This window comes from Duganella violaceipulchra, assembly GCF_019166075.1.
GTDB classification, from domain to species: Bacteria; Pseudomonadota; Gammaproteobacteria; order Burkholderiales; family Burkholderiaceae_D; genus Rugamonas; species Rugamonas violaceipulchra.
Genome location: NZ_JAHTGR010000002.1, coordinates 225,590 through 252,407, shown reverse-complemented (window position 1 = coordinate 252,407; position 26,818 = coordinate 225,590). Strand labels below are relative to the sequence as shown.

At 64.5% G+C, this 26,818-nt stretch carries 27 protein-coding genes and 1 other RNA gene; 15 read left to right on the top strand and 13 right to left on the bottom strand.

Going from position 1 to position 26,818, the window contains the following annotated elements:
• Nucleotides 1-67: 67 nt before the first annotated feature.
• The 3 genes from KVP70_RS04015 to KVP70_RS04005 all read left to right on the top strand — a co-directional run bounded on the left by KVP70_RS04015 (nt 68) and on the right by KVP70_RS04005 (nt 3,119).
• Nucleotides 68-2,104 carry a M13 family metallopeptidase gene (locus KVP70_RS04015; protein ID WP_217940811.1) on the top strand — a complete coding sequence of 679 codons (2,037 nt, stop codon included), beginning with the start codon at nt 68-70 and terminating at the stop codon, nt 2,102-2,104.
• 84 nt (nt 2,105-2,188) lie between these two features.
• Nucleotides 2,189-2,809, top strand: a complete 621-nt coding sequence (locus tag KVP70_RS04010) for a class I SAM-dependent methyltransferase (protein WP_217940810.1) — start codon at nt 2,189-2,191, stop codon at nt 2,807-2,809.
• A 118-nt stretch (nt 2,810-2,927) separates the two neighbouring features.
• Complete coding sequence (locus KVP70_RS04005) at nt 2,928-3,119, top strand: CsbD family protein (RefSeq protein WP_217940809.1); 192 nt, start codon at nt 2,928-2,930, stop codon at nt 3,117-3,119.
• Between the two features lie 55 nt (nt 3,120-3,174).
• Here the strand turns inward: KVP70_RS04005 and KVP70_RS04000 are convergent, their stop codons facing one another.
• From KVP70_RS04000 to KVP70_RS03990, 3 genes are all read right to left on the bottom strand, one after another.
• Nucleotides 3,175-3,669, bottom strand: a complete 495-nt coding sequence (locus KVP70_RS04000; protein WP_217940808.1) for an Hcp family type VI secretion system effector — start codon at nt 3,667-3,669, stop codon at nt 3,175-3,177.
• Nucleotides 3,670-3,799: 130 nt separating this feature from the next.
• Entirely contained in the window at nt 3,800-6,013 is a 2,214-nt protein-coding gene (locus KVP70_RS03995) for a S9 family peptidase (RefSeq protein ID WP_217940807.1), read from the bottom strand.
• A gap of 160 nt (nt 6,014-6,173) precedes the next feature.
• Complete coding sequence (locus KVP70_RS03990) at nt 6,174-7,568, bottom strand: MATE family efflux transporter (protein ID WP_217940806.1); 1,395 nt, start codon at nt 7,566-7,568, stop codon at nt 6,174-6,176.
• A gap of 177 nt (nt 7,569-7,745) precedes the next feature.
• Between KVP70_RS03990 and KVP70_RS03985 the strand changes: the two genes are divergently transcribed.
• The 4 genes from KVP70_RS03985 to KVP70_RS03970 all read left to right on the top strand — a co-directional run bounded on the left by KVP70_RS03985 (nt 7,746) and on the right by KVP70_RS03970 (nt 10,067).
• Complete coding sequence (locus KVP70_RS03985) at nt 7,746-8,402, top strand: beta/gamma crystallin family protein (protein ID WP_217940805.1); 657 nt, start codon at nt 7,746-7,748, stop codon at nt 8,400-8,402.
• Nucleotides 8,403-8,418: 16 nt separating this feature from the next.
• Nucleotides 8,419-8,754 carry a beta/gamma crystallin-related protein gene (locus KVP70_RS03980; protein WP_217940804.1) on the top strand — a complete coding sequence of 112 codons (336 nt, stop codon included), beginning with the start codon at nt 8,419-8,421 and terminating at the stop codon, nt 8,752-8,754.
• Nucleotides 8,755-8,821: 67 nt separating this feature from the next.
• On the top strand, nt 8,822-9,757 hold the full coding sequence (locus tag KVP70_RS03975; protein ID WP_217941143.1) for a DnaJ C-terminal domain-containing protein: 936 nt from the start codon (nt 8,822-8,824) through the stop codon (nt 9,755-9,757).
• Between the two features lies 1 nt (nt 9,758).
• Nucleotides 9,759-10,067 carry a chaperone modulator CbpM gene (locus tag KVP70_RS03970; RefSeq protein ID WP_217940803.1) on the top strand — a complete coding sequence of 103 codons (309 nt, stop codon included), beginning with the start codon at nt 9,759-9,761 and terminating at the stop codon, nt 10,065-10,067.
• On the opposite strand, the gene KVP70_RS03965 is transcribed toward KVP70_RS03970, so the two are convergent.
• Complete coding sequence (locus KVP70_RS03965) at nt 10,045-11,082, bottom strand: LysR family transcriptional regulator (protein ID WP_229224583.1); 1,038 nt, start codon at nt 11,080-11,082, stop codon at nt 10,045-10,047. The two genes, KVP70_RS03970 and KVP70_RS03965, sit on opposite strands and share 23 nt — an antisense overlap.
• Before the next feature lie 127 nt (nt 11,083-11,209).
• On the opposite strand from KVP70_RS03965, the gene KVP70_RS03960 reads away from it, so the two are divergent.
• The 4 genes from KVP70_RS03960 (at nt 11,210) to KVP70_RS03945 (ending at nt 16,377) form a co-directional block, all read left to right on the top strand.
• Nucleotides 11,210-11,821, top strand: coding sequence for an FMN-dependent NADH-azoreductase (locus KVP70_RS03960; protein WP_217940802.1), 612 nt, complete (start codon nt 11,210-11,212; stop codon nt 11,819-11,821).
• 191 nt (nt 11,822-12,012) lie between these two features.
• Complete coding sequence (locus KVP70_RS03955) at nt 12,013-12,900, top strand: cysteine hydrolase family protein (RefSeq protein WP_217940801.1); 888 nt, start codon at nt 12,013-12,015, stop codon at nt 12,898-12,900.
• The gene (gene pncB / locus KVP70_RS03950) at nt 12,897-14,090 is read left to right on the top strand and encodes a nicotinate phosphoribosyltransferase (RefSeq protein WP_217940800.1); all 1,194 of its coding nucleotides are present in this window, start codon (nt 12,897-12,899) and stop codon (nt 14,088-14,090) included. Before KVP70_RS03955 ends, pncB begins: the two co-directional genes overlap by 4 nt.
• 1 nt (nt 14,091) lies before the next feature.
• A complete protein-coding gene (locus KVP70_RS03945) occupies nt 14,092-16,377 on the top strand; it encodes a putative bifunctional diguanylate cyclase/phosphodiesterase (RefSeq protein WP_217940799.1) in 2,286 nt (761 codons plus the stop codon).
• 10 nt (nt 16,378-16,387) lie between these two features.
• Here the strand turns inward: KVP70_RS03945 and KVP70_RS03940 are convergent, their stop codons facing one another.
• The 3 genes from KVP70_RS03940 to KVP70_RS03930 are packed head-to-tail and all read right to left on the bottom strand — an operon-like array spanning nt 16,388 to nt 17,699.
• Nucleotides 16,388-16,690, bottom strand: coding sequence for a hypothetical protein (locus KVP70_RS03940; protein WP_217940798.1), 303 nt, complete (start codon nt 16,688-16,690; stop codon nt 16,388-16,390).
• Between the two features lie 39 nt (nt 16,691-16,729).
• The gene (locus tag KVP70_RS03935; protein ID WP_217940797.1) at nt 16,730-17,029 is read right to left on the bottom strand and encodes an antibiotic biosynthesis monooxygenase family protein; all 300 of its coding nucleotides are present in this window, start codon (nt 17,027-17,029) and stop codon (nt 16,730-16,732) included.
• A gap of 25 nt (nt 17,030-17,054) precedes the next feature.
• Entirely contained in the window at nt 17,055-17,699 is a 645-nt protein-coding gene (locus KVP70_RS03930) for a TetR/AcrR family transcriptional regulator (RefSeq protein ID WP_217940796.1), read from the bottom strand.
• 190 nt (nt 17,700-17,889) lie between these two features.
• On the opposite strand from KVP70_RS03930, the gene KVP70_RS34150 reads away from it, so the two are divergent.
• From KVP70_RS34150 to KVP70_RS03915, 3 genes are all read left to right on the top strand, one after another.
• A complete protein-coding gene (locus KVP70_RS34150; RefSeq protein ID WP_229224582.1) occupies nt 17,890-18,732 on the top strand; it encodes a hypothetical protein in 843 nt (280 codons plus the stop codon).
• Nucleotides 18,733-18,922: 190 nt separating this feature from the next.
• Nucleotides 18,923-19,283, top strand: a transfer-messenger RNA (tmRNA) gene (ssrA, locus tag KVP70_RS03920).
• A gap of 871 nt (nt 19,284-20,154) precedes the next feature.
• Nucleotides 20,155-20,577, top strand: a complete 423-nt coding sequence (locus KVP70_RS03915; protein WP_217940795.1) for a hypothetical protein — start codon at nt 20,155-20,157, stop codon at nt 20,575-20,577.
• 20 nt (nt 20,578-20,597) lie between these two features.
• Here the strand turns inward: KVP70_RS03915 and KVP70_RS03910 are convergent, their stop codons facing one another.
• From KVP70_RS03910 to KVP70_RS03900, 3 genes are all read right to left on the bottom strand, one after another.
• Nucleotides 20,598-20,882 carry a hypothetical protein gene (locus tag KVP70_RS03910; protein WP_217940794.1) on the bottom strand — a complete coding sequence of 95 codons (285 nt, stop codon included), beginning with the start codon at nt 20,880-20,882 and terminating at the stop codon, nt 20,598-20,600.
• Nucleotides 20,883-21,469: 587 nt separating this feature from the next.
• Entirely contained in the window at nt 21,470-22,267 is a 798-nt protein-coding gene (locus KVP70_RS03905) for a substrate-binding periplasmic protein (protein WP_217940793.1), read from the bottom strand.
• An 84-nt stretch (nt 22,268-22,351) separates the two neighbouring features.
• Nucleotides 22,352-23,374, bottom strand: a complete 1,023-nt coding sequence (locus tag KVP70_RS03900; RefSeq protein WP_229224581.1) for a sensor domain-containing diguanylate cyclase — start codon at nt 23,372-23,374, stop codon at nt 22,352-22,354.
• A gap of 121 nt (nt 23,375-23,495) precedes the next feature.
• Here KVP70_RS03900 and KVP70_RS03895 point away from each other — a divergent pair, with 121 nt between their 5' ends.
• Nucleotides 23,496-24,605: a DegT/DnrJ/EryC1/StrS family aminotransferase gene (locus KVP70_RS03895; RefSeq protein ID WP_217940792.1), complete on the top strand. Its 1,110-nt coding sequence runs from the start codon at nt 23,496-23,498 to the stop codon at nt 24,603-24,605.
• A gap of 2 nt (nt 24,606-24,607) precedes the next feature.
• Here the strand turns inward: KVP70_RS03895 and KVP70_RS03890 are convergent, their stop codons facing one another.
• From KVP70_RS03890 to KVP70_RS03880, 3 genes are all read right to left on the bottom strand, one after another.
• Nucleotides 24,608-25,072: a carboxymuconolactone decarboxylase family protein gene (locus tag KVP70_RS03890; RefSeq protein WP_217940791.1), complete on the bottom strand. Its 465-nt coding sequence runs from the start codon at nt 25,070-25,072 to the stop codon at nt 24,608-24,610.
• A gap of 97 nt (nt 25,073-25,169) precedes the next feature.
• Nucleotides 25,170-26,057, bottom strand: a complete 888-nt coding sequence (locus KVP70_RS03885) for an RNA polymerase sigma-70 factor (RefSeq protein WP_217940790.1) — start codon at nt 26,055-26,057, stop codon at nt 25,170-25,172.
• A gap of 117 nt (nt 26,058-26,174) precedes the next feature.
• Nucleotides 26,175-26,795, bottom strand: a complete 621-nt coding sequence (locus KVP70_RS03880) for an FxDxF family PEP-CTERM protein (RefSeq protein WP_217940789.1) — start codon at nt 26,793-26,795, stop codon at nt 26,175-26,177.
• Between the last annotated feature and the right edge of the window lie 23 nt (nt 26,796-26,818).

The following is a 26,818-nucleotide window of genomic DNA, read 5'->3' as shown; positions in this document are numbered from 1 at the left end:
CGGCGCTACCGTGCACGCTGGCGTACCACGCCTGACATTCAACCAGATCCACGACCAAGGGACTCCCATGCACCCATCTACAAGCAAGTTAAGCCTGGCCATCTGCGCCGCCCTGATGCTGGCCGCGCCGTTGCGCGCCGAGCCGACCTCCGCCGCCCCATCGACCGCCGCCGCCAAAAGCGCCGTGCTGCCGGGCGACGATTTTTTTGATTACGTCAACGCCGACTGGCTCAACAGTGTCGAGATTCCGGCCGACCGCAGCGGCTGGGGCGTGGGCAACGCGCTGGTCGAGGACACCAACCAGCGCATCGTCAAATTGATCGAAGCGATGGCGGCGCAGCCGGCCGACGCCGAGGCGAAAAAAATCGCCGACTACTACGCCGCCTTTATGGACGAGTCCGGCATCGAGGCCAAGGGCCTGGCGCCGCTGCAGCCGCTGCTGCAAAAAATCGCCGCCATCGGTGACAAGGGCGCGCTGGCCGAGGCGCTGGGCGGCGCGCTGCAAGCCGATGTCGATCCGCTCAACGCCACCAACTTCTTCACCGAAAACCTGTTCGGCCTGTGGATCGCCCAAGGGCTGAAGGACTCGGCGCACTACACGCCCTACCTGCTGCAGGGCGGGCTGGGCATGCCGGACCGCGCCTACTATCTGGACGCTACGCCGGCCATGCAAAAGTTGCGCGGCCAGTACCAGGCGCACATCGCCGCCACCTTCAAGCTGGCCGGCATCGCCGACGCCGACGCCCGCGCCGCGCGCGTGTTCGAGCTGGAACGCAAGATCGCGCTGGCACACGCCAGCCGCGAGGATTCGTCCGACGTGCTGAAGGCCAACAACAACTGGAGCGCCGCCGATTTCGCGCGCAAGGCGCCGGGGCTGGACTGGAAAGCCTTCTTCGCCAGCGCCGGTCTGGGCGGGCAGAAAAAATTCATCGTCTGGCATCCGACCGCCATCGTCGGCGCGGCGCGGCTGGTGCAGTCGGCGCCGCTGGAAACGTGGAAGGATTTCCTCGCCTTCCACCGCATCAACCAGGTGAGCAGCGCGCTGCCGAAGGCGCTGGCCGACCAGCACTTCGATTTTTATGGCCGCACACTGAACGGCACGCCGGAGCAATCGGTGCGCTGGAAACGCAGCCTGGCCGCCGTCAACGCGGCCATGCCTGACGCGCTGGGCAAGGTCTATGTCGCCAAGTATTTCCCGCCGGAGTCCAAGCAGCGCCTGCAGCAAATGGTGGGCAAGATCGTCGACGCCTTCCATACCCGCATCGACCAACTGGCGTGGATGGCCCCGGCCACCAAGAAAGAAGCGCATGCCAAGCTGAAGACCCTGTATGTCGGCATAGGCTATCCCGAGAAGTGGGCCAGCTACGAGCAGCTGGAGGTGGCGCCGGGCGATGCGCTGGGCAACCTGCTGCGCGCGCGCAGCGTGCATACGCAACAGCAATTGGCCAAGCTGCATCAGCCGGTGGACCGCGCCGAGTGGTGCATGCCGGCACAGCTGGTCAACGCGGTCAACATGCCGATGCAGAACGCGATCAACTTCCCGGCTGCGATCCTGCAGCCGCCGTACTTCGATCCGAGCGCCAGCGACGCGATGAACTACGGCGGCATCGGCGCCACCATCGGCCACGAGATCAGCCACAGCTTCGACGACCAGGGCGCGCAGTTCGATGCGCAAGGCCGCCTGCGCGACTGGTGGACTGCGTCCGACGGCAAGCATTTCAAGCAGGCCTCGGCGGCGTTGGCGGCGCAGTATTCGGCATACAAGCCGTTCCCGGACCTGGCCATCAACGGCCAGCAGACCTTGAGCGAAAACCTGGCCGACCTGGCCGGACTGGCGGCCTCGTATGACGCCTACCACACCACGCTCGACAAGCAGCGCGTGACGGTGCAAGCGGACCAGCAATTCTTCACCGGCTATGCGATGAGCTGGCGCGAGAAGGAGCGCGAAGCGGCGCTGCGCCGCGCCATCCTGACCGACGGCCACGCGCCGGACAAATGGCGCACCGCCACCGTCCGCAACATGGACGCGTGGTACCAGGCCTTCAACGTGCAGCCGGGACAGACCTTGTACCTGGCGCCGAAGGACCGCGTGCGCGTCTGGTAAGCTGAGCAGGAAGGATGCGCGATGGGTGTCCCCTGCGCGCATCCTTCGCCGGACCATCCCGCACCCACCGTATATACTGGCGGCATGGAACCCGACCCTATCGAGCAGATCACTCAGACCACGCTGCAGCACTACGAGCGCAACGCCGAGCAGTTTTTCGCCGGCACCATCGACCACGACGTCAGCCAGAACATCGCCGCCTTGCTGGATGCGATACAAGGCCCCGCGCCATTCCGCCTGCTGGACCTGGGCTGCGGCCCCGGCCGCGACCTGAAGACCTTCAAGAGCATGGGCCACGAAGCGATCGGCGTCGACGGCTCGGCGCGATTCGTCGAGATGGCGCGCGCCTACAGCGGCTGCGCGGCGTGGCAACAGGACTTCGTCAAACTTGATCTGCCCGACGGTTTCTTCGACGGCGTCTACGCCAACGCCTCGCTGTTCCACGTGCCCAGCGCCGCGCTGCCGCCAGTGCTGCGGGACCTGCATGCCGCGCTGAAAACCGGCGGCGTGCTGTTCAGCTCCAATCCGCGCGGCGACAACCGCGAAGGCTGGAACGGCCCGCGCTACGGCAGCTACTACGATTACGACACCTGGCAGCGTTACCTGCTGGCAGCAGGATTTATCGCAGTCCAACATTACTATCGCCCCGAAGGTCTGCCGCGCGATCAGCAGCCGTGGCTGGCCAGCGTCTGGCGCAAAATCTGATTGCTCCCGTTGGTGCGCGATCGCACAGTACTCCAGCCGGCGTCTGCCTATAGTGGGTCCATGCACTCAGCACAGCGCTGTGTGTCCTGTTGCGTCATCACCCACCAAGGAGTTCACCATGAACAAGGATCAAGTTAAAGGTACGGCGAAAGACATCGGCGGCAAAATCCAGGAAGAGGCCGGCAAGCTGGTCGGCAGCTCGGAGCAACAAGCCAAGGGCTTGAACAAGCAAGCGGAAGGCAAGCTGCAAAAAGGCCTGGGCGACGCCAAGGAAGCGGTGAAGGACATCTCCCAAGGCAACCGCAACTAATCGCCCGTTAAACCAAAACAGCCGCTCAAAGCGGCTGTTCTCATTTGGGCGGGGCTCAAGCCGCGATGCGGTTGGTGCTCAGGTCCCAGCCGCCGGCGGTATTGCCGCCCGCGCCGCCACCGATCTTTTGCTGGGTGTAGCGCCACTTCACTTTCGAGAACTTCAGCGCCACATGCTCGCTCAGGATATCGCCTTCCTCCACGCTGGGCGACACCGCGCCGACCAGCACCTTTTCCAGTTCGATTTCGAAATACTTGACGCGCTCGCCCTGGCCGTCCGCGCGCATGAATTCAAACTTGGCCTTGGGGATGGTCTTGCCCGACGAGCAGGTTTGCAGCAACACCGGCGAGGCCAGGTCGGCCAGCTTCATCAGGGTGATGTCCTGATGCTCGCAGCGCTCGGCGGTGTGGCCGCCGCCGGTCGACGCGGTGGCCGACTTGGGCTGGCTGACCGCCCAGCTGACCGACTTGCATTCGATCCAGTCCTTGTGTTTGTCGTCGGCCGATTCGCCGCGGATACCGTCAATTTGCAGGTAGACATCGATAGCCATAATTCCTCCAGGAATATAGTGAGGCGGTGCGGAATGCACCGCAGCGGGCATTATCGAATGGCTAACAAATCGGCGCTTGTGGCCGCTCAAGCGCCCATAAAAAAAGGATCCGAAGATCCTTTTATTTCGTTTATTTCGTTTCCGGCATCAAATTCTTCTTGAAGAAGGCCTCGATGTTGCCGTACACATGGCGTTGTGGACCGCGCCCCGAGATGCCGTGCTTGGCGCCCGGATAGGTCATCAGCTCGAAGTGCACATTGCGCTTGACCAGCGCGTCGATCATGCGCGTGGTGTTGGTGAACAGCACGTTGTCGTCGGCCATGCCGTGCATCAGCAGCAGTGGCGATTTCAGGCCGTCCAGGTGCGAGTACACGCCGCCCGATTCATAGCCGGCCGCGTTCTCTTTCGGCGTGCCCATGAACTGCTCGGTGTAGTGGGTGTCGTACAGCGACCAGTCGGTCACCGGCGCCACCGACACGCCCATCGCGATCTTGTCCGACGCTTCGGCCAGCAGGCGCAAGGTCATGAAGCCGCCGTAGCTCCAGCCGAACACGCCCACGCGCCTGGCGTCGACGAAGCTCTGCTTGCCCAGCCACTCGATGCCGGTGATCTGGTCCTCGACCTCGACCTTGCCCAGGTTGTGGTAGTTGGCGTCGGTGAACACGCGCTCGCGGCGCGACGAGCCGCGGTTGTCCAGGCGCCACACCACGAAGCCCTGCTGCGCCATGTACTGGTCGAACAAGTTGCCCCAGCGGCGAGCCACGTGCTGCGAATGCGGGCCGCCGTAGGTCGACAGGTAGACCGGGTATTTCCTGGCCGCGTCGAAGCCGCTCGGCTTGATCATCGAGTAGTACAGCGTCTGGCCGTCCTTGGCCTTCAGGCTGCCGTACTCGGTGTGCAGGTGGGCGTCCAGGTACTTGCCGTACGGGTGAGACGCGTTCAGCTCGTTGTGCTCCAGCCAGCTGATCATCGCGCCGTCCGGACGGCGGATGCTGACCTGCGGCGGGGTGTCCGGATCGGAGTAGGTGTCGACGAACACTTCGCCGTTGCGGGCGAACGAGGAATCGTGCCAGCCGTCGCCCTGGGTGATGCGCAGCGGCTGGTTGGCGCTGCTGCCGTCGAGCTTGAGCGCGTAGGTCTGGCTGTCGACCACGGCGTCGCGGTTCGATTGCACGAACACGCGGCCGCCTTTTTCATCGACCGCCAGCACGCGGTCTATGCCCCATTCGCCGCTGGAGATGGCGTGCTGCAGCTTGCCGTGCATGTCGTACTGGTACAGGTGCTTGCGGCCGCTGCGCTCGGACGACCAGATGAAGCCCTTGTCGTTGCCGAGGAAGCGCAGGTCGTCGAAGATGCTGACCCAGGTCGGCGAGGTTTCGGTGATCAGCACCTTCTGCGCCAAGGTGGCGGCATCGACCGACACCAGCTCCAGCTTCTTCTGGTCGCGGCTCTGGCGCTGGAACAGCAAGGCCTTGGCGCTGCCGCTCCAGTCGGCGCGCACCAGGTAGATGTCGGCGTTGGCGCCCAGCTCCACATTGCGGATCTCGGCGCTGACCGGCGAGACGATCTTCAGCTGCACCAGCACGTTCGGATCGCCGGCGGCCGGGTAGCGCTGCTCGACCACGTCGGTGCGGTCGGCGAAGATTTCAAAGCGGCGCACCACCGGCACCGGCGCTTCGTCGTAGCGCTTGTAGGCGATGGCCGAGTCGTCCGGCGCCCAGAAGTAGCCGCTGGTCTGCGCCATTTCTTCCTGCGCCACGAATTCGGCCTCGGCGTTGTGGATGGTGCCCTTGCCGTCGCTGGTCAGCTGCTTTTCCTTGCCGCTGCTCAGGTCGATCACATACAGGTTCTGGTCGCGCACGAAGGAGACGTAGCGGCCCTTGGGCGAGATCTTGGGATCGAGCACATTGCCCGATGCCACCATGCGCGCGGCATCCGGCTTGCTGGCGTCGATCAGGTACAGGTTGCCGGCGATCGGCACCAGCAGCTGCTTGCCGTCCGGCGACCAGCTGTAGCTGAGGATGCCCTTCAGGCTGGCGGTGCGCTCGCGCTCGCGGCGGGCCTTCTCGGCGTCCGACAGCTTCTCTTCCGGCACCAGGATCTTGGAGTCGACCAGGCGGTGCGTGCTCTTGTCCTTCAGGTTGTACTCCCACAGGTCGAGCTGGAACTGGTTGTCGTCGCGGCCGCGCAGGAAGGTCACGCGGGCGCCGTCCGGCGACACCTTCAGGCTGCGCACGCCGGGGCCGCTCAGCGACGGGTCGGAATGCAGGCGGTCCAGTGTCAGTTTTTCGGCGGAGGCGTGGGCGCCCGCCAGCAGGGCGAGGAAGCAGAGGATGAAGCGCATGGGGTGAGTGTCTCTTGGTTATCAGAACCCAAGACGATACCAGACCGGCCCGTTTGTGGCGAGACGGCAATGTTCTGAATCCGCGCGGGAAAACCGTTTTTCCTTCGGCGTCGGTAACACACTGTATGGCCTCGGCCGGCGGACCCGGCCGGTCCGCCCCTCAGCCGGCCCGCGCCGCGGCCACCCGCGCCAGCGACAGCCGCTGCAGCGCCCAGCTCAGCAACACCGCCGCCACCGTCAGTCCCAGCACCAGCCCGATCCAGAAGCCGGCCGCCGCCATCGGCTGCGCCGGCGCCCACGGCAGCCATCGCGGCGCCAGCCCCAGCACGCAGCCCAGCGGCAGCGCGAAGCCCCAGAACGCCAGCAGCTGGATCTGCATCGGCTGGCGCGTGACCTTGTAGCCGCGGATCGCGCACGAGGTCGCCACCTGGGTGGCGTCCGACAGCTGGAACAGCGCGGCAAACAGCAGCAGCTGCACGCACAGCGCCTGCACCGCCGGGTCGGAGGTGTAGGCCTCGGCGATCTGCTGGCGGAACACCACGATGAACAGCGCCGACAGCACCGCGAACGCCAGCGACATCCACACCCCGGTCCAGGCCACGAAGCGCGCCCGCACCGGATTGCCTTCGCCCACCGCCTGGCCGACGCGGGTGATCAGCGCGATGCCAAAGCTGAGCGGCACCATGAACACCAGCGAGGAAAAATTGAGCGCGATCTGGTGCGCCGACATCTGCACCACGCCGTAGCGCGCGATCAAGAGGCTGATCGCGCCGAACGCGCTGACCTCGGCGAAATAGGTGACGCCGATCGGCAGCCCCAGCCGCAGCATCGCGCGGATCTCCGGCCAGTGCGGCCCCTCCCAGTGGGTGAACGGATAGGTGGCGCGGTAGGCCGGCGCCACCCGCATCCAGCCCAGCATGGCGGCCAGCATCAGCCACATGCACAGCCCGGTGGCCACCGCGCAGCCGACCCCGCCCAGCTTGGGCAAGCCCCAGTGGCCGAAGATCAGCAGCCAGTTGACCAGCACATTGAAGCCCAGGCCGAGCAGGGCGATCAGCATCACCGGCTTGGTCTCATTGATGCTGGTGCTGTAGCCGTACAGCGCGCGGTAGGCGGCGAACGGCGGCAGGCCGATGCTGATCACGTGCACGAACAACTCGGCCTGGCGCTGCACATGCGGCGTCAGGTACAGATGGTCGAACACCAGGGTCGCCAGATTGGCCAGCAGCATCGCCGCCACGCCCACGCCCAGCGCCTTCCACAGCGCTTGCCGCACCGCGTGCGGAATGCGTCCCAGCTCGCCGGCGCCGACGTCGTGCGCCACCACGCTGTTGATCGCCATCATGGTGCCGCTGACGGTGACCAGGATGATCGACCAGATCGACGCCCCCAGCGACACCGCGCCCAGCTCGTCGGCGCTGGCGTGGCCGGTCATCGCCACGTCGGCCACGCCCATGCCGACCGTGGCCAGCTGGCCGATCAGCATCGGCCAGGCCAGGCGCCACAGGGCGGCGGTTTCACGGCGGAGATTGGGCAGGGTGAAGGCGTGGGGCATGCGCGGCGGTCAAGAAAAGGGCGGGCGACAATTCTACCCCGGTCCGGCCGGGGCCGCCGCGCTGTATCATTACATTTTCTTGCAAATTAGCCATATTGTCTTGTCGGCCGACACGCTAGCATAGGCGTTGTTGGTGCATGGCACTGGCTGAACAACTTTTTACCTGAGAACGACATCATGAAACCATTCCTGCACCGTCTGACCCGCGCCGCGCTGTTGCTGGCCGCGACCGCGACCGCCGCCGCCCACGCGGGTGAACTGACGCTGTACACCCACTCCAACTTCGCCGGCCCGCCGCTGACCCTGCGCGGCACCACGCCCGACCTCGAGCCGCTCGGCTTCAACGACCGCACCTCGTCGGTGATCGTGCGTTCCGGCACCTGGCAGCTGTGCGAGCACGCCAACTTCCAGGGCCGCTGCATGATGGTCGAGCGCGGCGAGTATCCGGCGCTGGAAGGCTTCAACGACGCCATCTCCTCGGTGCGCGAAGTCAGCGGCCGCGACGGCCGTGACGAGCGCGGCGAGCGCGACGGCCGCCGCGGCGAGCGCGACGACGACCGCGGCTACGGCTATGGCCACCGGCGCGAAGCCATCGTGCTGTTTTCCAAGTCGCGCTTCGGCGGCGCCAAGCTGGAGCTGCACAACAATGAGGTGCGCACCCTGGAGCGCTACGACTTCAACGACCAGGCCGGTTCCGTCATCGTCAACGAAGGCCGCTGGGAACTGTGCGAGCACGCCGACTTCGGCGGCCGCTGCATCGTGCTCGATCCGGGCCGCTACGAGCGCCTGGACGACATGAACAACCAGATCTCCTCGCTGCGCCGGGTGCGCTGACATGGAAGGCCAGGCCATGAAACTGTTGGTGTGCGCCACCCTGCTGGGCGCCGCCGCGGCGGCGCAGCCGGGCGACATCACGCTCTACACGCGCGAGCATTTCGGCGGCCCGGCCTTGCAGCTGCACGGTTCGGAGCCGGACCTGGACAAGCTCGGCTTCAACGACAAGACCTCCAGCGTGATCGTGCAGAACGGCATCTGGGAAGTCTGCGAGAGCAAGCACTACAAGGGCAAATGCCTGGTGCTGGAAAAGGGCGAGTACGCCCAGCTGAAAAATTTCAACGACATGATGTCGTCGGTGCGGGAAGTCGATGCCAAGCCGGCCGCCAAGGACCAGCGCGAACATAAATGACAACGCGGACGGCGCTGGCGCCCGATAGGCGCTAGACTGTGGCACATGCATGACGGGAGCGCGCAACGTGGAATACAAGGATTACTACCAGACCCTGGGCGTGGCCAAGACGGCCACCGAGGATGAAATCAAGAAAGCCTACCGCAAGCTGGTCCGGAAATACCATCCGGACGTCAGCAAGGAGGCCGACGCCCAGCACAAGACCCAGGAACTGAACGAGGCCTACGGCGTGCTGGGCGACGCCGAGAAGCGCGCCGCCTACGACGAACTGGGACGCGGCCACCAATACCGCGCCGGCCAGGAATTCCGACCGCCGCCGGACTGGGGGCGCGGCTTCGGCAACGGCGGCGGCGCTGGCGGTTTTGGCGGCGACGCCATGGGCAGCGATTTCTTTGCCGACCTGTTCGCCAACCTGGGCGGCGGCGGACGCCGGCGCCAGGCGCCGCCGCGGCGCGGCGAGGACAGCCACGCCAGCATCACCATCGACCTGGCCGACAGCTACCACGGCGCCACCCGCAATATCACCCTGACGGTGGCCGAGCGCGACGCCCAGGACCGCATCGTCACGCGCGAGCGCAACCTCAGCGTCAATATTCCGAAGGGCGTGACGGCCGGCCAGCAACTGCGGCTGTCGGGCCAGGGCCAGCCGGGCGCGGCCGGGCCGGGCGACCTGTATCTGGAAATCCAGTTCCGCCCCAACGCCCGCTACCGCATCGACGGCCGCGACGTCTACGAAACGGTGCCGGTGGCGCCGTGGGAGCTGGCGCTGGGCGGCGAGATCGACGTCGCCACGCCGTCCGGCAAGGTCAACGTCACGGTGCCGGCCGCCTCGCAGACCGGCCGCAAGCTGCGCCTGCGCGGGCGCGGCATCCCCGGCAAGGAGACCGGCGACCTCTACCTGCTGCTGGAGGTGGTGCTGCCGCCGGCCACCAGCGACAAGGCCCGCGAACTGTATCAAACCATGGCGCGCGAACTGGCGTTCAACCCGCGCGCGGGAGGATGAAATGGGACAGGCAATCTTGAATCCGGTGCTGGTCGACGAGGCCGCGCTGACCGTGGAAGAACTGGCGCAAGCCTGCGCCGTCGAGCCGGACTGGGTGGTGCAGCATGTGCGCACCGGCATCCTGCTCGACTGCGCCGACGGCGACTACGTGGCCTGGCGCTTCACCAGCGCCGACCTGGTGCGCGCGCGCCGGCTGTGCCAGGTCGAGCGCGACTTCGACGCCAACGACGACGTCGCCGCGCTGGTGGTCGATCTGTCGGAGGAAATCCGCCGCCTGCGCGGCAAGCTCAACGCCGCCGGAGTGAAATAGGCGAGGGCGCCGCCTTGGCCGTCGTGGCCGGGGCGCTGAGGCGGTGATAGCCATGGCTGGCGCCCGCATCGCCGGCCACCGGCACCGGCCGCATGTCGTGGTTGGGCAGCGGCGCGCCGGGCTGGGCCTGCTCGAGGAATTGCTGCATCAGCCAGCGCGTGGCCGGCCCCGGCTCCTCGTCGCCGCGCCGTATCACATACAGCGGGAAGCTGAACGCGCTGCCCTCGCTGATGTGCAGCTGCACCAGCCGTCCCGCATCCAGGTCCCACTGCACGAACTCGACCGGCATATTGCCCCAGCCGATGCCGCTGCGCAGCAGCGCGTGCTTGGAGCTGAGGTCGCCCAACCGCCAGTCGCGCAGCGCCAGCACGCCGAAGTCCTGGCCCTTGGTCAGGGTGCTGCGGTCGGTCAGCACCAGCTGGGTGTGCTCGCGCAGCACCGTGCTGGGGATGATGCCCTCGATCTGCGCCAGCGGATGCTCGGGCGCGGCCACCGGCACCATGGTCACGTAGCCGCAGCTCTGGCGCTCGATGATGTCCGGCGTGCCCGGCATCCAGCCGCTGATGCCGATGTGGCACTGCTGCTCCAGCACCAGCTGGGTGACGGCGCCCAGCGCCTCGGTGCGCAGGCGCATCGCCACGGTCGGGAACTCCTGCTGGAAGGCGTGCAGGATGCGCACCAGCTTGCAGGTCGAAAACATCACGTCGACCACCACCGACACCTCGGCCTCCAGCCCGGCCGACAGCGCCTTGGCGCGGGCCCGCATGCCGTCCACCTTGAGCGACACCGCGCGGGCGTCGGCCAGCAGCGCCTTGCCGGCCTCGGTCAGCACCGGCTTGCGCTTGCTGCGGTCGAGCAGCGCGATGTTGAGCTGCTCCTCCAGGTTGGCGATGGTGTAGCTGATCACCGACTGCGTGCGGTGCAGCGCCCGCGCCGCGTGGGCGAAGCCGCCATGGTCGATGACGGCGATGAACACGCGCAACTGGTCGAGGGAGGGGAGGCCGGGATCGCGCATGCAGCACCTTGTTGAGAGATTGATATCGAATATATCGATAGGTAGGATTTAAATTTACCTAGTTTCATCGATATTAAACTCGTTCTATGATGAATGCAATCCCTCCCAACCGAAAGGAAACAGCATCATGGCAACCGTACTCCACATCAATAGCAGTGTTCGTCAAACCGGCTCCCTGTCGCGCCAGCTGGGCGGCGAGTTCGTGGCAAAATGGCAAGCGGCCAACCCGGACGGCACCGTCGTCACGCGCGACCTGGCCTCCAGCCCGGTGCCGCACCTGACCGAACAGATGATGGGCGCCTACTTCACCCCGGCCGAGCAGCGCAACGCCGACCAGGCCCACACCATCAAGACCTCGGACGCGCTGGTCGACGAACTGCTGGCCGCCGACACCATCGTCATCGGCGCGCCGATGTACAACTTCTCGGTGACCTCCGGCCTGAAGGCGTGGATCGACCACGTGGCGCGCGCCGGCCGCACCTTCAAGTACGGCGCCAACGGCCCTGAGGGCCTGGTGCACGGCAAGAAAGTCATCGTGTTCGTCGCCAGCGGCGGCGTCTACAGCGAAGGCCCCGCCGCCGCCTACGACCACGTCACCACCTACCTGCGCTCGGTGCTGGGCTTCCTCGGCATGACCGACGTCACCTTCGTGGTCGCCGAAGGCGTGGCCATGGGCGAAGAAGCGGTGGCCGCCGCGGTCGCCAAGGGCCGCTCGAAGATCGACGCGATCGCCGCATAATTCCTGCTCCGGCAATCAAAAACTCCCTGCCGGCGGCCGCCGGCAGGGAGTTTTTTTGCGTCGGCCGCGGCTGCCGGCCGCTTTCTGTGGGGCGCTTGTATGCCAATTTGTGTGGCTTGGCAGATAATCATCACTGTCGGCCCGCGCGATCGGGCAAAATCATATACAGTTAAGCAAGCATCGGAGCCCCCATGAAACGGAACCTGCATCTGCTGGTCATCGATCCGCAAAACGACTTTTGCGATCTGCCGGCCAGCTACCTGCCGCTCAACCCGGCCACCCGCGCGCCGCACGCGCCGGCGCTGCCGGTACCCGGCGCCCACCAGGACATGCTGCGCCTGGCCGGCCTGATCAACCGTGGCCGCGCCGGCCTGACCGCCATCAGCATCACGCTCGATTCGCACCACCGCTTCGACATCGCCCACCCCACCTTCTGGATCGCCCGCGACGGCGCGCTGGTGGCGCCGTTCACGCAGATCAGCGCGGCCGCCCTGCGCGCCGAGACATTCCGGCCGCGCCACCCGGCCGCCCTGCCGCTGGCGCTGAACTACCTCGACAAACTGGAAGCGGCCGGCCGCTACCGGCTGATGGTGTGGCCGGTGCACTGCGAGATCGGCACCTGGGGCAACAACGTCCACGAGGACGTGCGCGCCGCCTACGGCGCCTGGGAAGAGGCCGCGCTGGGCATCGTCGCCAAGCTGGTCAAGGGCTCCAACCCGTGGACCGAGCACTATTCCGCCGTGCAGGCCGAGGTGCCGGACGCCGACGACCCGGACACCCAGCTCAACCGCAAATTCATCGCCACCCTGGCCGAGGCCGACCAGGTCTACATCGCCGGCGAGGCCGGCAGCCACTGCGTCAAGGCCACCGTCGAGCACATCGCCGACCACCTCGGCCAACCGCTGTCCAAGCTGGTGCTGCTGACCGACTGCATCAGCCCGGTCGCCGGCTTCGAGCCGCAATACCAGGCCTTCCTGCAGGCGATGCAGGCGCGCGGCGTGCAGCTGATGCAAACGGCCGACGTGCTGCCCGAACTGCTGGCCAACGCCAGCCGCGCGCTGGGAGCGGACCCCGCATGAATCAGCCCATCGTCCGCAGCCTGCTGGAAACCGATTTATACAAGTTCACCATGTGGCAGGCGCTGCTGCACGGCCATCCGAACTCGCACACCGAGTACGAGTTCGTCTGCCGCAACGCCACCGCCTATCCGCTGACCGAGCTGCTGCCCGACATCGAACGCGAGCTCGACCATCTGTGCTCGATGAGCTTCCGCGACGACGAGCTCAACTACCTGCGCTCGCTGCGCTACATCAAGAGCGACTTTGTCGACTTCCTCACCGTGTTCCGCTTCCAGCGCAAGTTCATCGAGGTGCGCGCCGACGGCGCCACGCTGGTGATCCACGCCAGCGGCCCGCAGGTGCACGTGATGGGCTTCGAGATCTACGTGCTGTACATCGTCAACGAGCTGTACTTCCGCCGCTTCGACGCCGCCGCCGCGCTGGAGGAAGGGCGCGCCCGCCTGGCCGCCAAGATCGCCGCGCTGCAAGCCTTCGGCGCCGAGCCGGCCAGGCGCCACCCCTTCGAATTCTCCGACTTCGGCACCCGCCGCCGCTACTCCAGCGCCTGGCACGACGAAGTGGTGCAGCGGCTGGCGCGCGAAGTGCCGCAATACTTCAAGGGCACCTCCAACGTCTACCTGGCGATGAAGTTCGGCCTGGTGCCGATCGGCACCATGGCGCACGAATACATGCAATCGTTCCAGGCCTTCGGCGTGCGCCTGCGCGATTTCCAGAAAGCCTCGCTGGAGGCGTGGGTGCAGGAATACCGGGGCGACCTCGGCGTCGCCCTGACCGATGTGGTCGGCATGGACGCCTTCCTCGACGACTTCGACCTGTACTTCGCCAAGCTGTTCGACGGCCTGCGCCACGACTCCGGCGACCCGGTGGTGTGGGGCGAGAAGGCGCTGGCTCACTACGGCGCGCTGCGGGTCGACGCCAACACCAAGCGCCTGGTGTTCTCCGACGGCCTGAAGCTCGAGACCGCGTTCGCGCTGTACCGCCACTTCGCCGACCGCATCATGACCGGCTTCGGCATCGGCACCCACCTGACCAACGACGTCGGCCTGACGCCGCTGAACATCGTCATGAAGCTGGTGTGCTGCAACGGCCAGTCGGTGGCCAAGCTGTCCGACTCGCCCGGCAAGACGCTGTGCAAGGACGAGACCTTCCTGGCCTATCTGCGGCAAGTGTTCAACCACCCGGCGGCCTGACATGAACAGCATGAGCTACCTGTACCTGATCAACGCCGCCATGTACGCCCTCGTCGGCGCGGCGCTGCTGCTGGTATGGCGACGCCACCGCAGCCAGACCTTCGCCCACCACATGGGCTGCTCGACGCTGTTCGCCGCGCTGGTCCCGGTCGCCTACCTGATCCACACCACGGCGCCGTCGCCGTTCGACCAGCTGGGCGTGCCGCTGGTGCTGGTCGGCGCCATCCCCAACCTGCTGTTCCTCGGCTCGGGCGTGATGCAGCTGGCCGGGCGCCGCCTGCCGCGCGGCGTCGCCATCGCCATCGGCGTGGCCGCCGCCGCCGCGCTGATGGCGCCCAAGGTCGCCGACAAGCTGTTCTACTGGCCGCTGTGCAATATGCTGGTGTTGGGCGGACTGGGCGCGCTGGCCAGCCGCTGGCTGTGGGCCACCCACGCGCTGGAGCGCCTGGTCGGTCCGCTGCTGATCCTGCTGGGCCTGAACCAGCTGCTGCTGGTGCTGTACGGCGAGCAGGGCATCGCCGCCAACATCGTGTTCGGCACCGTGCTGCGGGCCGCGATCGGCACCGTCTTCATGCTCAGCGCGCTCGACGGCGCACTGCGCGACACCGGCAAGCTGGCCGCCCGCTTCCAATTGCTGACCGAGCACTCGGTGCAGGGCGTGGTGGTCACCGACGGCCTGCGCATCCTGTACGCCAATCCGGCGGTGCGCGCCATCTACGGCATGCCGCTGGGGCAGGGCAACTACACGGTGTTCGCCGACCTGCCGCCGGAGAGCTTCAGCGACGAGCAATTGCAGCGCCAGCACCGCCTGCTGCAGCAAGGCGAGCTCGATATCGCCAGCTGGGAAGGCCGGCGCGAGGTCGCCGGCGGCCGCGAGCTCGAGCTGCGCTTCGAGGCCTGGCGGGTCGAATGGGACGGCGTCGGCGCCACCCAGATCCTGATCACCGACGACACCGAGCGCAACGCCAGCGCCCGCGCGCTGGTGCACCAGGCCACGCACGACAAGCTCACCGGCCTGCCCAACCGCGCCGTGCTGATGCAGCGCCTGCGGGAATACTGCTACCTGGCCGACGGCTCGCTGCACTGCACGCTGGTGGTGCTCAATATCGACCGGTTTAAACTGTTCAACCAGAGCCAGGGCCATGTGACGGGCGACCACGTGCTCAAGGCCTTCGCCGCCAAGCTCAAGGACGCGCTCGGCGCGCGCGCCGAACTGATACGGCTGGGCGGCGACGAATTCGCCATCGTCGACCCCGACGAAGGCAACGCGCGCGACATCGCCGAGCGGCTGAAAAACGCCTGCGTGCAGGCGCTCGCGGTGCCGGGCGGCGAATACTTCATCGACGCCTCGATGGGCATGGCGGTGTTCCCCGACAACGCCGGCAACGCCGAAGCGCTGCTGCGCGCCGCCAACGCCGCCATGTACCAGGCCAAGCGCACGCCGGGCACGGCGCTGGCCATGGCCGAACAGCGCTTCGAACAGATGTCGAGCCAGACCCTGGACAACGAGCAGGCGCTGCGCAAAGGCATCAAGAACAACGAGATTTATCTGGACTACCAGCCCAAGATCGACGCCACGACCGGCAAGCTGCTGGGGTTCGAGGCGCTGGCGCGCTGGGTGCGGCCGGGCATCGGCTGGGTCAGTCCGGTGGAATTCATCGCCATCGCCGAGCGCACCGGGCTGATCCCGGAACTGGGCGCCATGCTGCTGGGGCAAGCCTGCCGCCAGATCGCCGTCTGGTGCGCCGAGCTGGGCGACTGCGTGCCGGTGGCGGTCAACGTCTCGCCGATGCAGCTGCTCAACCGCGGCTTCCTGCAGATCGTCGAGCAGACCTTGATCGACACCGCCATCCCGCCGCGCTGCCTGACCCTGGAGATCACCGAAAGCGCCGCGGTCGACAATCTCGACGACACCCGGCTGCAACTGCAACACCTGAGCACGCTGGGCATCGACGTCGCGATGGACGATTTCGGCACCGGCTTCTCGTCGCTGAGCATGCTGCGCCAGCTGCCGCTGAGTACGGTGAAGATAGACCGCGGCCTGATCGACCCGCTGCCGGCGCCGGACGCGGTGGCGGTGGTCAAGGCGATCTGCCAGCTGGCCGCCGCGCTCGACCTGCAGGTGGTGGCCGAGGGCATCGAAACGCTGGAGCAAGCGGTGGCCGCGCGCGACGCCGGCTGTCACGCCTTGCAGGGATTCTTCTACGCGCGGGCGCTGACCGTGGCCGACGCCGGCGAATGGATGCGGCGCCAGCAAGGCGAAGCGGCGGGCCTGCTGGCGACGTGAGTGTGGACCGCTAGGCCGCCGTGGCGCCGAAGCCGCTCATGATGGTGTCGGCCTTGGCGCCTTCGTCCTCGTCGTAGATATCGATGGTCAGCATGGCGCCGCTGCGCTGGCGCGCGTGCGCGGCGGCGGCCGGGCCGCCCGGCGTGAGCGAGTCCAGCAGGTTGCCGACCATGCTGGTCGACACGCTCGGCGGCAGCGTCAAATGCTTGGTCAGCTTGACGCAGGACGGCGGGAAGCCGCTCGACAGCAACGCACTGCGGGCGCTTTCGGCGTCCGTCACCTGGTCGAAATTGCGATGGATGGTACGTGTCATGATAAGCCTCCGTCTTGAGACTGGACAGCGATGGGCGGCTTAAAAGCCGGGGACCACGGTTTCGAAATGTTCCACTTTCGGCGGCAGGGCGAAATGGCTGCCCACCAGCCCGCGCCAGACCAGGAAGCCCTGGCTGGCGCGAAAATCGACCAGATGGTTGTCCAGCGTTTCCCAGCCCACCACCAGATGATACGTGTCCGGCACCTCGATGTCGCGGTCCAGGCGCATCGACAGGCAGCCGATGGCGGCGCGGAACACCGGCACCGCCTCGGCCACCGCGGCCTGGAAGGCGGCGTGGGACTCGGGTTTGATGTACAACTCGGCGATTTCATAGATCATAGGGCATTCCTTTTAAGATACGCCTCTATTGTGCCTCAAGCGCGGCCGGCGTGCGCAAGATGAACAGCATTGCCTGCTGGGCCAGTTGCGCGACGTCGACGCCGCTGCCGGGTTTGTACCATTGCACCGTCCAGTTCAGCGCGCCGAAGATCAGCAGGCGGTCGAATTGCGACGGCATGGCCCAGTCGCCGGAGCGGTGCAGCGCGGCGATGGCATGGTCCCACACCGCCTCGTAGCGGTCCTTGAGGGCGACGATGCGGGCGCGCGACGATTCGTCCAGCGAGCGCCATTCGTACAGCAGCACGGCGATGAAATGGTGGTCGGGCGCCAGCAGCGTCTGCAGATGGGCCTCGACCAGCTGGCGCAACAGGTCGCGGGGCGGCAGCGGCTGGCGGGCGATGGCTTCGATCTCGGCCAGCGAGCGGGCCAGTCCCTGCTCCATGATGGCGGCCAGGATGTCCTGTTTGGTCTTGAAATGGTAGAACCAGCTGCCGGCCTGGATGCCGGCGGCGGCCGCGATTTCGCGCACGGTGGTGTTGTCGTAGCCCTTGGTGCGGAACAGCTGGGCCGATTTCTCCAGCAATTCGACGCGCAGGCCACCGCCTTCCCCCTTGTGGGGCCGCCCGCGTTTCTTGGGGCTGGGAGCGGCGAGGACGGCGGCATCGGGCATGGCGTGGGGCAGGCGCGGGAAGTGTGGCTTTCATTTTAATGCAGAGCGCCGCTTGCACCCGAAAAAGCATGCAGAAATCCTATTTTATGCTGCGTCGCAACAACGCTGGTCAAGGATGGGCTTGAGGCAGATCAGAGGAGTGGCGTGGAGCCGGGATTAAGCTGGCTGGATAGGGTAGGGGGGGCGTTCCATGCAGGCGAAAAATAACGCGTTAGCTCAGCTTGACAACGGCCCCGATGGTGCCGAGGATGGAGATATGAGCCCGGAGATGGAAACACTAAGGCAGGAGATGGGTGACGGCTTCAGGGAAGTCAACGCCCGGATCGATGCACTGCGCCAAGAGACCATGGCGCGGATAGATGAGACGCGTCGCGAGGTCACCGCGCGGATAGACGATTTGCGTAAGGAAACCGCAGACAATTTCAAGGCGGTCGATGCCAAGATAGAGCAGGTTCGGCAGGAGACTGCGGACAACTTCAGGGCGGTCGATGCCAAGATTGAGCAGGTTCGGCAGGAGACAGCGGCCAACTTCAGGGTGGTCGATGCCAAGATAGAGCAGGTTCGGCAGGAGACAGCGGCCAACTTCAGGGTGGTCGATGCCAAGATAGAGCAGGTTCGGCAGGAGACTGCCGTCAGGATAGAGCAGGTCCGGCAGGAGACTGCGGACAACTTAAAGGCGGTCGATGCCAAGATAGAGCAGGCTCGGCAGGAGACTGCGGACAACTTCAAGGCGCTCGATGCCAAGATGGAGCAGGCTCGGCAGGAGAACGCGGCCCACTTTTTGGCAATGAATACTCAAAATTATGAATTACAAAGAGACACCGCAGGTCGTCTGGATGGCATGCACAGGGAAATCAGTAGCCATATTGATAACATGCACCGTGAAACCACCATCCGCATCGATACAGTGATACATGAAAGCCAGAAGCGCATGGATCGCAGCGACGCCCAGTTTCGATGGCTGGTGGCGTTGATGGTCTCGGGCTTTCTCGGGATTTTGGGCTTGCTGGCCAAGGCTGGACAGCTGCTGTAACGAGCGGAGAGTGTTGGTGCCGGTATATTTCCCGACCGCCGGCGCCGGTAGTAGCCGCCTCAGGGAGGCGCTAAAAGGTCGTTCTGTGTGAGAACTGCACCCATCATAGCGGGCAAATATGACGGGCGTTTGACGTGCTCTGCCGGGGAGGGTGCGAAGGTGGGGAAAGTGCGGTAGAATGGAGTTCTGTGGGGTCGACCTGGTTTCGACGTGGGTTGCAAAGCAGCGCAGGGCATACCGAGGGCGGGCTACCTCGTAAATACAACCTGAAAAAACTTAACTGCAAACGATAACTCGTACGCACTGGCAGCTTAATTGCTGTTAGCTCCACAACACCTCGTCCCTGGGGTGGGCCGTTAAAAGCTGTGGAGTCATTTACAGGGACTCGCGCTGTGAGGGGTCACTTCAATCCGCGCTAAATCTAAGGTGAATCGCTTGTCCAGAACGTGCACATCCGTGCTGTACAGGTTAAATTAAATGATAGTGCTAAGTATGTAGAACTGTCTGTAGAGTGCTTGCGGACGCGGGTTCGATTCCCGCCGACTCCACCACTGATTAAAAACAAAGGCCCCTGCGCGCAAGCGCAGGGGCCTTTGTTTTTAATCAGCGCTGTCGCCGGGCGGGAATCGAAACCGCGTCCGGTACGGACGTCGGGGCGGAGCGGGGACTTCGTCCCGCATGCGGGGCGCCCGCGCAGAGGGTTGCGCTTGCAAGCGCAACCCTCTCCGATTCGACTGACTTCAAAATCGCCTTTGGCGATTTTGCGCTGGCGTCATCTATAAAAAAAAATCGCCGCAGGCGATTTTTTCCTCTCAGCATCAATTTCCATGCGGAAGTCTGAAGCGCTCAGCCGTTTGATTTGCTAGCATGAGCCGTTATCCCCTACAGCGATGTTCTGAACATGATTAGCCGGCAGCCAGCACCCACCGTTCCCAACGAAGTGGTCGGCAAGCTCATCCAGGATGACGCCACGCCGATCCGCGCCTGGCTCGAGTATCTTGGGCTGACGCAAACGGAGGTTGCTAGATGTATTTTTGAAGCCCGAAGGCATTGAATTATTATAAATCAACCCAACTTACCTATCTGCAGTCAAAAACGTCGATGGCCGCAGGCGTAATGAAGTTGGTTTTAGGCAATCCATTGAAAATCGATATTTTTAATCAGGAAAAAGCATGTCCAACCACATCAATCCAGGCCCAAAGCCAAAACGCGAAGATGGCAAAGATGACCAGAGGCATCATGTAAACCCGCTGAACAAACCGAAGCACCCATCGCTTCCTGTGCATAAACCGCCTCCAAAGAAGTAGGCTAAGGGCCGGACGCTGGGGAGAATTGAAGCTAAATCTGCGATTCTCCCTAGATATACGCGCTAAGTAAGCGTCGTACCGACACGGAACCAGCAAAGGAGCCGTCAAATTGCAAATGACAAAACTTGAGGCCGCGACCCATCAACTGTCCGTGGCGATCCAACTTTTTTACAGCGGCGATTATTTGTCGTCCCTTACCTTGGCCGGGGCGGCCGAGGAGATTCTTGGAAAGTTGTCTCAGCGTGCGGGTAAACCCGTTGCCGTTGACGAAATAACCCAATTTCACGCTGACGATATCGACGCCGCAATTCCCGAAAATCAACGGAAGACCGTCTTACTTGGCGTCTTGAATCGCGGCAGAAATCAGGCAAAGCACGCCAATGATCCTGAAGAGACACACATTGTGTTTGATCACACAGAACCTCTTCAAATGATCATGAGGGCCTTGCCCATGGCTTTCAACCTGGATGAATCCATGTTGGTACACAAGCCAAAATTGGATGCTTGGATTCAAGCGCACCCTGATGCTTTTGATTAATATGAATCGGAGCGGGCTAGTCAATCGGTCGGCAAACGATACACGACCTTGATGAACTCGTCGCTGTCGATAACGTAGCCGCTCAGTGCCTCGAAACCTCGCTTGGTGTTGCGTTCGTAGGCGAACTTACCCGCCGATATTTCGGCAACCTCGCGCAGGTTGTTTGGCCGCTCACCGTCAGACACGGTAATTCTCCATGCCGACTCACCAACGCGCTTCAAGATTAAGCGATTGGTCGTGGAGGATTTTTGGAAAAGTTCGCCGATGGTGGCGATGGATGTAATGGTTCCGGTAATTTCATTCATTTGCAACTCCAAGCAAGATAGTCAACCGCAAATCCTTGCGGTCGAGGTGCCAATCATCCGATTAGCACTTGCATTTCACTCCTGATTCGTCCAGCTTGCCATTGTGAGTGAGCATACCCTGCATGTCGCGTTTGGCCCGTTAATTCTGGCGCGGGTGGCCAGTTGCTCTGGCATACGCAGACCATATCGGCTGCCGTATGCCTACCTGCGCGGGCAGCCAATCCGGCTAAGGATTCCTGCCATAAAAAAATCGCCGCAACCCTTTGCGACCATATGCGAGATGACGCACAGTGCGCTCTTCCTGAGCGGGGGATGATGCCTGAAGTCGATCCAGAGTGAATGGAACTTCCATGACGAGCATTACTACTTTGAGTCCGAAAAAGAAGTCTTACGCGATGAATAGAATGATCATCGCGCTTGGCCGCGCTATTGCCACGCAATCGATACCTCGGAAAGATCGGGCGTCACGGTGGGCCGCCGCCTGGGGCCTTCTGGCGGGCATCGAAACGAAAGGCGTACGCTTACGCCGCTCGACCTTGCCACCGAACGTGCCTTACGAACGGCGTAAATCGGCGCGTTAGGTGGCCTCAGTAATTGAGCAAGCCACTCGCCAACTCATCGCCGATGTGGCGCTTGAAGATCGTCAACAGCGTGCCGTCATTGCGCATCGACTCGATCGCCTTGGCCATGCGCTCAGCGGTTGCGACCGGAATCCGTTCGCGCGACACGATCAGCCCGTGGACCAGGTGCTCCCTGGGTGCCCAGTCCAGCACGCGGACCGACTCGCTCAATCCCTCCCGTTTCAGGATCGGCACCCAACTGACGGGCAAGGCCAGGATCGCGTGTACGCGGCCTATCTTCAGCAAGCGCACCACGGCAGGAAAATCGGCGGCCTCATACACCCGTCCCTGCGCCCGCAATTTATCCAGCCAGAGATCGTACGCGGCGCCATGCTTGTAACTCTTGACCACCGCGACCTTGTACTCCCGAGCCGCCAGGAAACCCTCCGCCGTGCTGGCGGACGCCGGCACGCTCTGGTCCAGCAGCGCGTAGTTGCGGGTGGCGAAGTAGGGGATGAAACGGGCGAATTTTTCCCGCGCCGGGGTCGCAATGCCGGACATCGACATGTCCAGTTTGCCGCCGGCCAGCATGGTCCAGATGCGCACCCGCGATTCCAGCGAGGGCAGGAAACGGCAGCCCGTGCGCTTTCCCAGCTCATCGACGACATCCTTGTCGATGCCGGTCCAGCCGCCGTCCGGGGCGCGATAGTACAGGGCGCCGACCTGATGGAACGCCACGTTGATGTCCCGGCATGCGCCAGGATCGGCCAACGCCGCTCCACCCAGGCATAACAGTAGTCCGCAAGCCAGCATCCGCATGAACATGGAACCTCCCTCAGTTCATGCAACAGTAGCCCAACGGCAAGGCAGGGTCAACCCACCCGGCATGTTGCCACGATCGTGGAGACGTTAATCCGCTTTTTGCACCCGATTGCGGCCGGCGCGCTTGGCGGCATACAGCGCCGCATCGGCGCGCGACAGCAGATCGGTCATCGATTCGCCGATCCGATGCTCGGCCACGCCGACGCTGATCGACAGCGTCAACCCGGCCAGCTCGCCGTCGAGCCGCGTGGCGCTCACCGCCTCGCGGAAGCGTTCGCCAAACGCCATGCATTCCCGGTCGCCGACACCGGACTGGAACACGGCAAACTCGTCGCCGCCAAAACGCACGGCGACATCGGCCCGGCGCGAGTGCTGCTTGAGCAGCAGCGCGATATGGCGCAGCACCGTATCGCCGCCGAGATGCCCGTGCGCATCGTTAATGTCCTTGAAGCGATCAATGTCGAACACCAGCAAGGCCAGGCGCGTGGATGCGTCGCGCTCATGCAGTTCGATCAGGCGCGCCGCGGCGTCTTCCATGTAGTAGCGGGTGAACAAACCGGTCAGTGGATCGCGCACCGCCAGTTGATAGTAGCGGCGCCGGTCCTCTTCCATCGCGGCGTAGCTGATCTGGGCCAGCCGCAGATCGTCATAGGCGACCTGAAGCTCCTTGTTGGCGGCCAGCAGATGCTGCGCATGCTGGTGCTCGCGCGTGACATCCTGATAGATGGTGACGAAGCCGATCGCCTGCCCATCGTGGTCATGGATCACCCGGCCGGTGATGTCGAGGACGGTGCCGTCGGCGCGGGTGCGGGTGAACTGATGCGGTTGAAACATCATGCTCAGCCGAATGCGCTCGCTGGCCTGCTCGTCGGGATCGCCGGGGCCGTAGTCGCCGCGCCTGGCGTTAAACAGGAACAGCTCCTGCAAGGTCACGCCCGTGTGCATAATCTCTTGCGGGAAATCGAGCAGGCGGCAGAACGCGTCGTTCCAGAAGCGCATCTTCAAGCTGCTATCGATGATGGTCACGCCCACCGGCATGCACTGCATCGCTGCAACCAACTCGATCGTGCCGAGTGGCGAGCTGTTGTGGTACGTGGGTTGATGTGTCATTTTTTTTGGGTCGCTACAAGTTGAGGACTGACGTCTGAAGTTTGTGGCAGTTTGATGGTATCACCGGGCGTCGCCGCGCTGGTAGAATCATCTTCCCAGTTTCGTCGCCCAGACCACAACCATGCTCAAATTCGCCCAACCCCAACTCGATGAAGACACTATCCAGGCGGTCGCCGCCGTGCTGCGTTCCAATTGGATAGCCACCGGACCCAACGTCACGGAACTGGAGCGCGCACTGTCGGAGAGTTTCGGCGCCCGGCCCACGCGCGTGCTGACGTCGGCGACGGGCGCGATGGAGATCGCGCTGCAGGTGTGCGGCATCGGCGCCGGCGACGAGGTGATCACCTCCGCCCAGACCTTCTTCTCCGCGATGAACATGATCGTCAAGGTCGGCGCCACGCCGGTGTTCGTCGATTGCGACCTGCACACCCGCGCCATCGACCTGGCGCAGGTGGAGGCGGCCATCACGCCGCGCACCAGGGCCATCATGCCGACCCACTTCCCCGGCGCGCTTGGCGACCTCGACGCCTTGTACGCGCTGGCCAAACGCCACCAGCTGCGCGTGATCGAAGATGCCGCGCTGGTGCAAGGCTCGTACTGGAAAGACCTGCCGGTGGGCGGCTTCGGCGACATCGCCGTGTTCAGCTTCCATCCGAATAAAAACATGACCACCATCGAAGGCGGCGCCATCGTCGTCGCCAGCGAGGACGAAGCCAAACTGGTGGACCTGCTGCGCTTCCACGGCATCAAGCGCCTGCCGGACGACACCCGCGACGTCGCCATCGCCGCCGGCAAATTCAATATGTCCGATGTGTCGGCGGTGATCGGCGTCCATCAACTGAAGCAGCTGCCGCGCTTCCTGGCGCAACGCGCCACGCTGGTCGAGCGCTACTTCGAAAAGTTCCCGCCGGTGCCGGGCGTGGTGCTGCCGCCGCAAGGCGTGCCGCGCCAGAGCTGGAACATGTTCAACGTGCTGATCCCCTACGAACAGTTCGGCCTCACGCGCCAGAGCTTCCGCGCCGCCTTGCAGGCGCAGGGCGTCGGCACCGGCATGTCGTATGAAGCCTGCCACCTGACCACGGTCGGCCGTGGCTACGGCTACACCGATGGCCAGTTTCCCAACGGCGAACGCATCGCGCGCGAAACCGTCACCCTGCCGCTGCACGCGGCGATGACGCTGGACGATGTCGACCACGTCTGCGCCGTGGTCGCACAAGTGCTCAAGCGCTAAGCTTACATGCCGGGCGCCGGCACCTCAGGGATCTGGTTGCGCAGGCTGGCGTTGATGGTGTTCCAACCCTTGATGACGGCGATGGTGTAGCTGATCTCGGCGATTTCGCCATCGGTGAAATGCTGCTGGAGCAGGGCGAAGTCGTCGTCGCTCGGATGCCGCTGCGGGATCGCGTTGACCGCCTCGGCCCAGTTCAGCGCCGCCCGTTCGCGGTCGCTGAAGAACGGCGCCTCGCGCCAGCCGGCGATGGCGTTCAGGTGGCGCGGATTGGCTTCCTGCTTGATCAGGTCACGCCAGTGCATGTCGATGCACACGCCGCAGCCGTTGATCTGCGACACGCGCAGATTGATCAGCTCCACCAGGCGCGCGCCCAGCGAACTTTTCTTGACGGTGCCGGACAGCGCGATCATCGCGTGCAGCTGGGGTTGTGCCAGTTGGAAGAAGGGGATGCGTGCGGAATGGTTCATGATGTCGCCTTTCAGTCGGTGAGGGCGCACCATTGCGCCCTGCATACCTGTAAGACGCCCCGGCTTCGCGTTCTGTGACCGCTTGTCTGAAAAAAGCTCAAATAAATTGCGGCACCCCGGTCAGCTTGTCCGGATTGCGCACGATGAAGATCGCCGCGATGCGCCCATCCTCCACCTGGAAGGACTGCGCCGATTCCAGCTTGCCGTCCACGTAGCGCACCAGTCCCGGCACGCCGTTGACGCGCGCCTGCCGGTAGGCGACCCGGTTCGGATTCTGATGCTCCAGCGACCAGTACGACCCGGCCACGCGCCCGGCGCCGTGCAGGATGTGCAGGTAGGAGTTGACCTTGCCGCCACCGTCGGCCACCAGTTGCACGTCGCCGGCCATCATCGCCTTCATGGCCGCGCGGTCGCCGACCTTGGCCGCCTCCATGAACTTGACCAGCAAATCGCGATGCTGCTCCTTCGGCACATCGAAGCGCGGCTTCTGCTGCTGCACGCGCTCCTGCGCCCGATGCACCATCTGCCGGCAGGCCGATTCGCTCTTGCCCAGCATGCCCGCGATATCGGCGTAATCCTGGTCGAACACCTGCCGCATCAGAAACGCCGCGCGCTCCTCCGGCGACAGGCGCTCCAGCACCCACAGGAAGGCCATCGACACCTCGCTCGCCAGCTCCGCACTGCTCTCCGGGGTGCGCTCATCGAGTTCGACGATGGGTTCCGGCAGCCACCAGCCGACATAGGAAGCGCGCTCCGCCATGCGCGCGCGCAGGCGGTCGATGGCGAGGCGGGTGGTGATGGTCACCAGCCAGGCCTCGGCCGATTGCACCGCCTGTTGTTCGCTGCCGTGCCAGCGCAGCCAGGCATCCTGCACCACGTCTTCGGCGTCGGCGCGGGTGCCGAGCATGCGGTAGGCGATGGAGAACAGCCGCGGGCGCAGCGCGGCGAAGGTGGCCGGTTCGGCGGGGGAGGTGGTCTCGGTCATCGCAGGTAAAAGTAGTGGTCGTCGAGCTTAGACGCGCCGGCCTCCGGTTTTGTGACAAGTAGGTGCGCCTGCGCAGCGGCGATGGCGCCGCGCCTGCGCAGGGCGACCTGTTCTTGCTTAACGGCGGCGGCGGGCGGCGACGCCGATCAGGGCCAGGCCGGCCAGCATCATGGCATAGGTTTCCGGTTCTGGCACGGCGTTGGCGAACTGCACCTCGCTGGCGAACACCCAGGCGTTCTTGCGCACGAAGGTGACGTTCAGGTCGTTGCCGGTGAAGCCGACGCCGTTGGCGGTGAACCAGAAGGGCGCGCTGCCGGCAGGCTCGGCGACGGTATAGGTGTTGCCGTTGATGATGACGGCGGACGGTGCGCTGACGCCGCCAGCGCCATCGGCGTCGTCAAAATGGATCTTGACGGTATCGACATTGGTGGACGCATTGAAGTGGAACTTGATGGTGGGGTCGAGCGTCCACCCGACATACGGACCATGGCCAGGCGCTTCGGTGACAAACCAGTTGTCGCTGGCGACGATGCCGTCGGTCAGCTGCCCCAGGCCGCCGCTCAGGCTGGCGTTGTCGCAGGTGACGCAGCCCGCGCCTGTATAAGTGTCATCCCAGTAATGATAGCTGCCGGTATTGCCGTTGAGCATATCGTAGGAGTTCGCTACCGGAGTGGCCGCAGCGGCCAGGGTGGAGGCACAGCAAGCCGCAAGCGCGGCGCATAGACGCACGTGTTTCATCAGATTTGCTCCGAGAAACCCCG

What these genes read in the sequence shown, in the direction of transcription:
- KVP70_RS04015 (WP_217940811.1), top strand. Translation starts at nt 68, where the DNA reads ATGCACCCATCTACAAGCAAGTTAAGCCTGGCCATCTGCGCCGCCCTG.
- KVP70_RS04010 (WP_217940810.1), top strand. Translation starts at nt 2,189, where the DNA reads ATGGAACCCGACCCTATCGAGCAGATCACTCAGACCACGCTGCAGCAC.
- KVP70_RS04005 (WP_217940809.1), top strand. Translation starts at nt 2,928, where the DNA reads ATGAACAAGGATCAAGTTAAAGGTACGGCGAAAGACATCGGCGGCAAA.
- KVP70_RS04000 (WP_217940808.1), bottom strand. Translation starts at nt 3,669, where the DNA reads ATGGCTATCGATGTCTACCTGCAAATTGACGGTATCCGCGGCGAATCG.
- KVP70_RS03995 (WP_217940807.1), bottom strand. Translation starts at nt 6,013, where the DNA reads ATGCGCTTCATCCTCTGCTTCCTCGCCCTGCTGGCGGGCGCCCACGCC.
- KVP70_RS03990 (WP_217940806.1), bottom strand. Translation starts at nt 7,568, where the DNA reads ATGCCCCACGCCTTCACCCTGCCCAATCTCCGCCGTGAAACCGCCGCC.
- KVP70_RS03985 (WP_217940805.1), top strand. Translation starts at nt 7,746, where the DNA reads ATGAAACCATTCCTGCACCGTCTGACCCGCGCCGCGCTGTTGCTGGCC.
- KVP70_RS03980 (WP_217940804.1), top strand. Translation starts at nt 8,419, where the DNA reads ATGAAACTGTTGGTGTGCGCCACCCTGCTGGGCGCCGCCGCGGCGGCG.
- KVP70_RS03970 (WP_217940803.1), top strand. Translation starts at nt 9,759, where the DNA reads ATGGGACAGGCAATCTTGAATCCGGTGCTGGTCGACGAGGCCGCGCTG.
- KVP70_RS03965 (WP_229224583.1), bottom strand. Translation starts at nt 11,082, where the DNA reads ATGCGCGATCCCGGCCTCCCCTCCCTCGACCAGTTGCGCGTGTTCATC.
- KVP70_RS03960 (WP_217940802.1), top strand. Translation starts at nt 11,210, where the DNA reads ATGGCAACCGTACTCCACATCAATAGCAGTGTTCGTCAAACCGGCTCC.
- KVP70_RS03955 (WP_217940801.1), top strand. Translation starts at nt 12,013, where the DNA reads ATGAAACGGAACCTGCATCTGCTGGTCATCGATCCGCAAAACGACTTT.
- pncB (WP_217940800.1), top strand. Translation starts at nt 12,897, where the DNA reads ATGAATCAGCCCATCGTCCGCAGCCTGCTGGAAACCGATTTATACAAG.
- KVP70_RS03945 (WP_217940799.1), top strand. Translation starts at nt 14,092, where the DNA reads ATGAACAGCATGAGCTACCTGTACCTGATCAACGCCGCCATGTACGCC.
- KVP70_RS03940 (WP_217940798.1), bottom strand. Translation starts at nt 16,690, where the DNA reads ATGACACGTACCATCCATCGCAATTTCGACCAGGTGACGGACGCCGAA.
- KVP70_RS03935 (WP_217940797.1), bottom strand. Translation starts at nt 17,029, where the DNA reads ATGATCTATGAAATCGCCGAGTTGTACATCAAACCCGAGTCCCACGCC.
- KVP70_RS03930 (WP_217940796.1), bottom strand. Translation starts at nt 17,699, where the DNA reads ATGCCCGATGCCGCCGTCCTCGCCGCTCCCAGCCCCAAGAAACGCGGG.
- KVP70_RS34150 (WP_229224582.1), top strand. Translation starts at nt 17,890, where the DNA reads ATGCAGGCGAAAAATAACGCGTTAGCTCAGCTTGACAACGGCCCCGAT.
- KVP70_RS03915 (WP_217940795.1), top strand. Translation starts at nt 20,155, where the DNA reads ATGACAAAACTTGAGGCCGCGACCCATCAACTGTCCGTGGCGATCCAA.
- KVP70_RS03910 (WP_217940794.1), bottom strand. Translation starts at nt 20,882, where the DNA reads ATGAATGAAATTACCGGAACCATTACATCCATCGCCACCATCGGCGAA.
- KVP70_RS03905 (WP_217940793.1), bottom strand. Translation starts at nt 22,267, where the DNA reads ATGTTCATGCGGATGCTGGCTTGCGGACTACTGTTATGCCTGGGTGGA.
- KVP70_RS03900 (WP_229224581.1), bottom strand. Translation starts at nt 23,374, where the DNA reads ATGACACATCAACCCACGTACCACAACAGCTCGCCACTCGGCACGATC.
- KVP70_RS03895 (WP_217940792.1), top strand. Translation starts at nt 23,496, where the DNA reads ATGCTCAAATTCGCCCAACCCCAACTCGATGAAGACACTATCCAGGCG.
- KVP70_RS03890 (WP_217940791.1), bottom strand. Translation starts at nt 25,072, where the DNA reads ATGAACCATTCCGCACGCATCCCCTTCTTCCAACTGGCACAACCCCAG.
- KVP70_RS03885 (WP_217940790.1), bottom strand. Translation starts at nt 26,057, where the DNA reads ATGACCGAGACCACCTCCCCCGCCGAACCGGCCACCTTCGCCGCGCTG.
- KVP70_RS03880 (WP_217940789.1), bottom strand. Translation starts at nt 26,795, where the DNA reads ATGAAACACGTGCGTCTATGCGCCGCGCTTGCGGCTTGCTGTGCCTCC.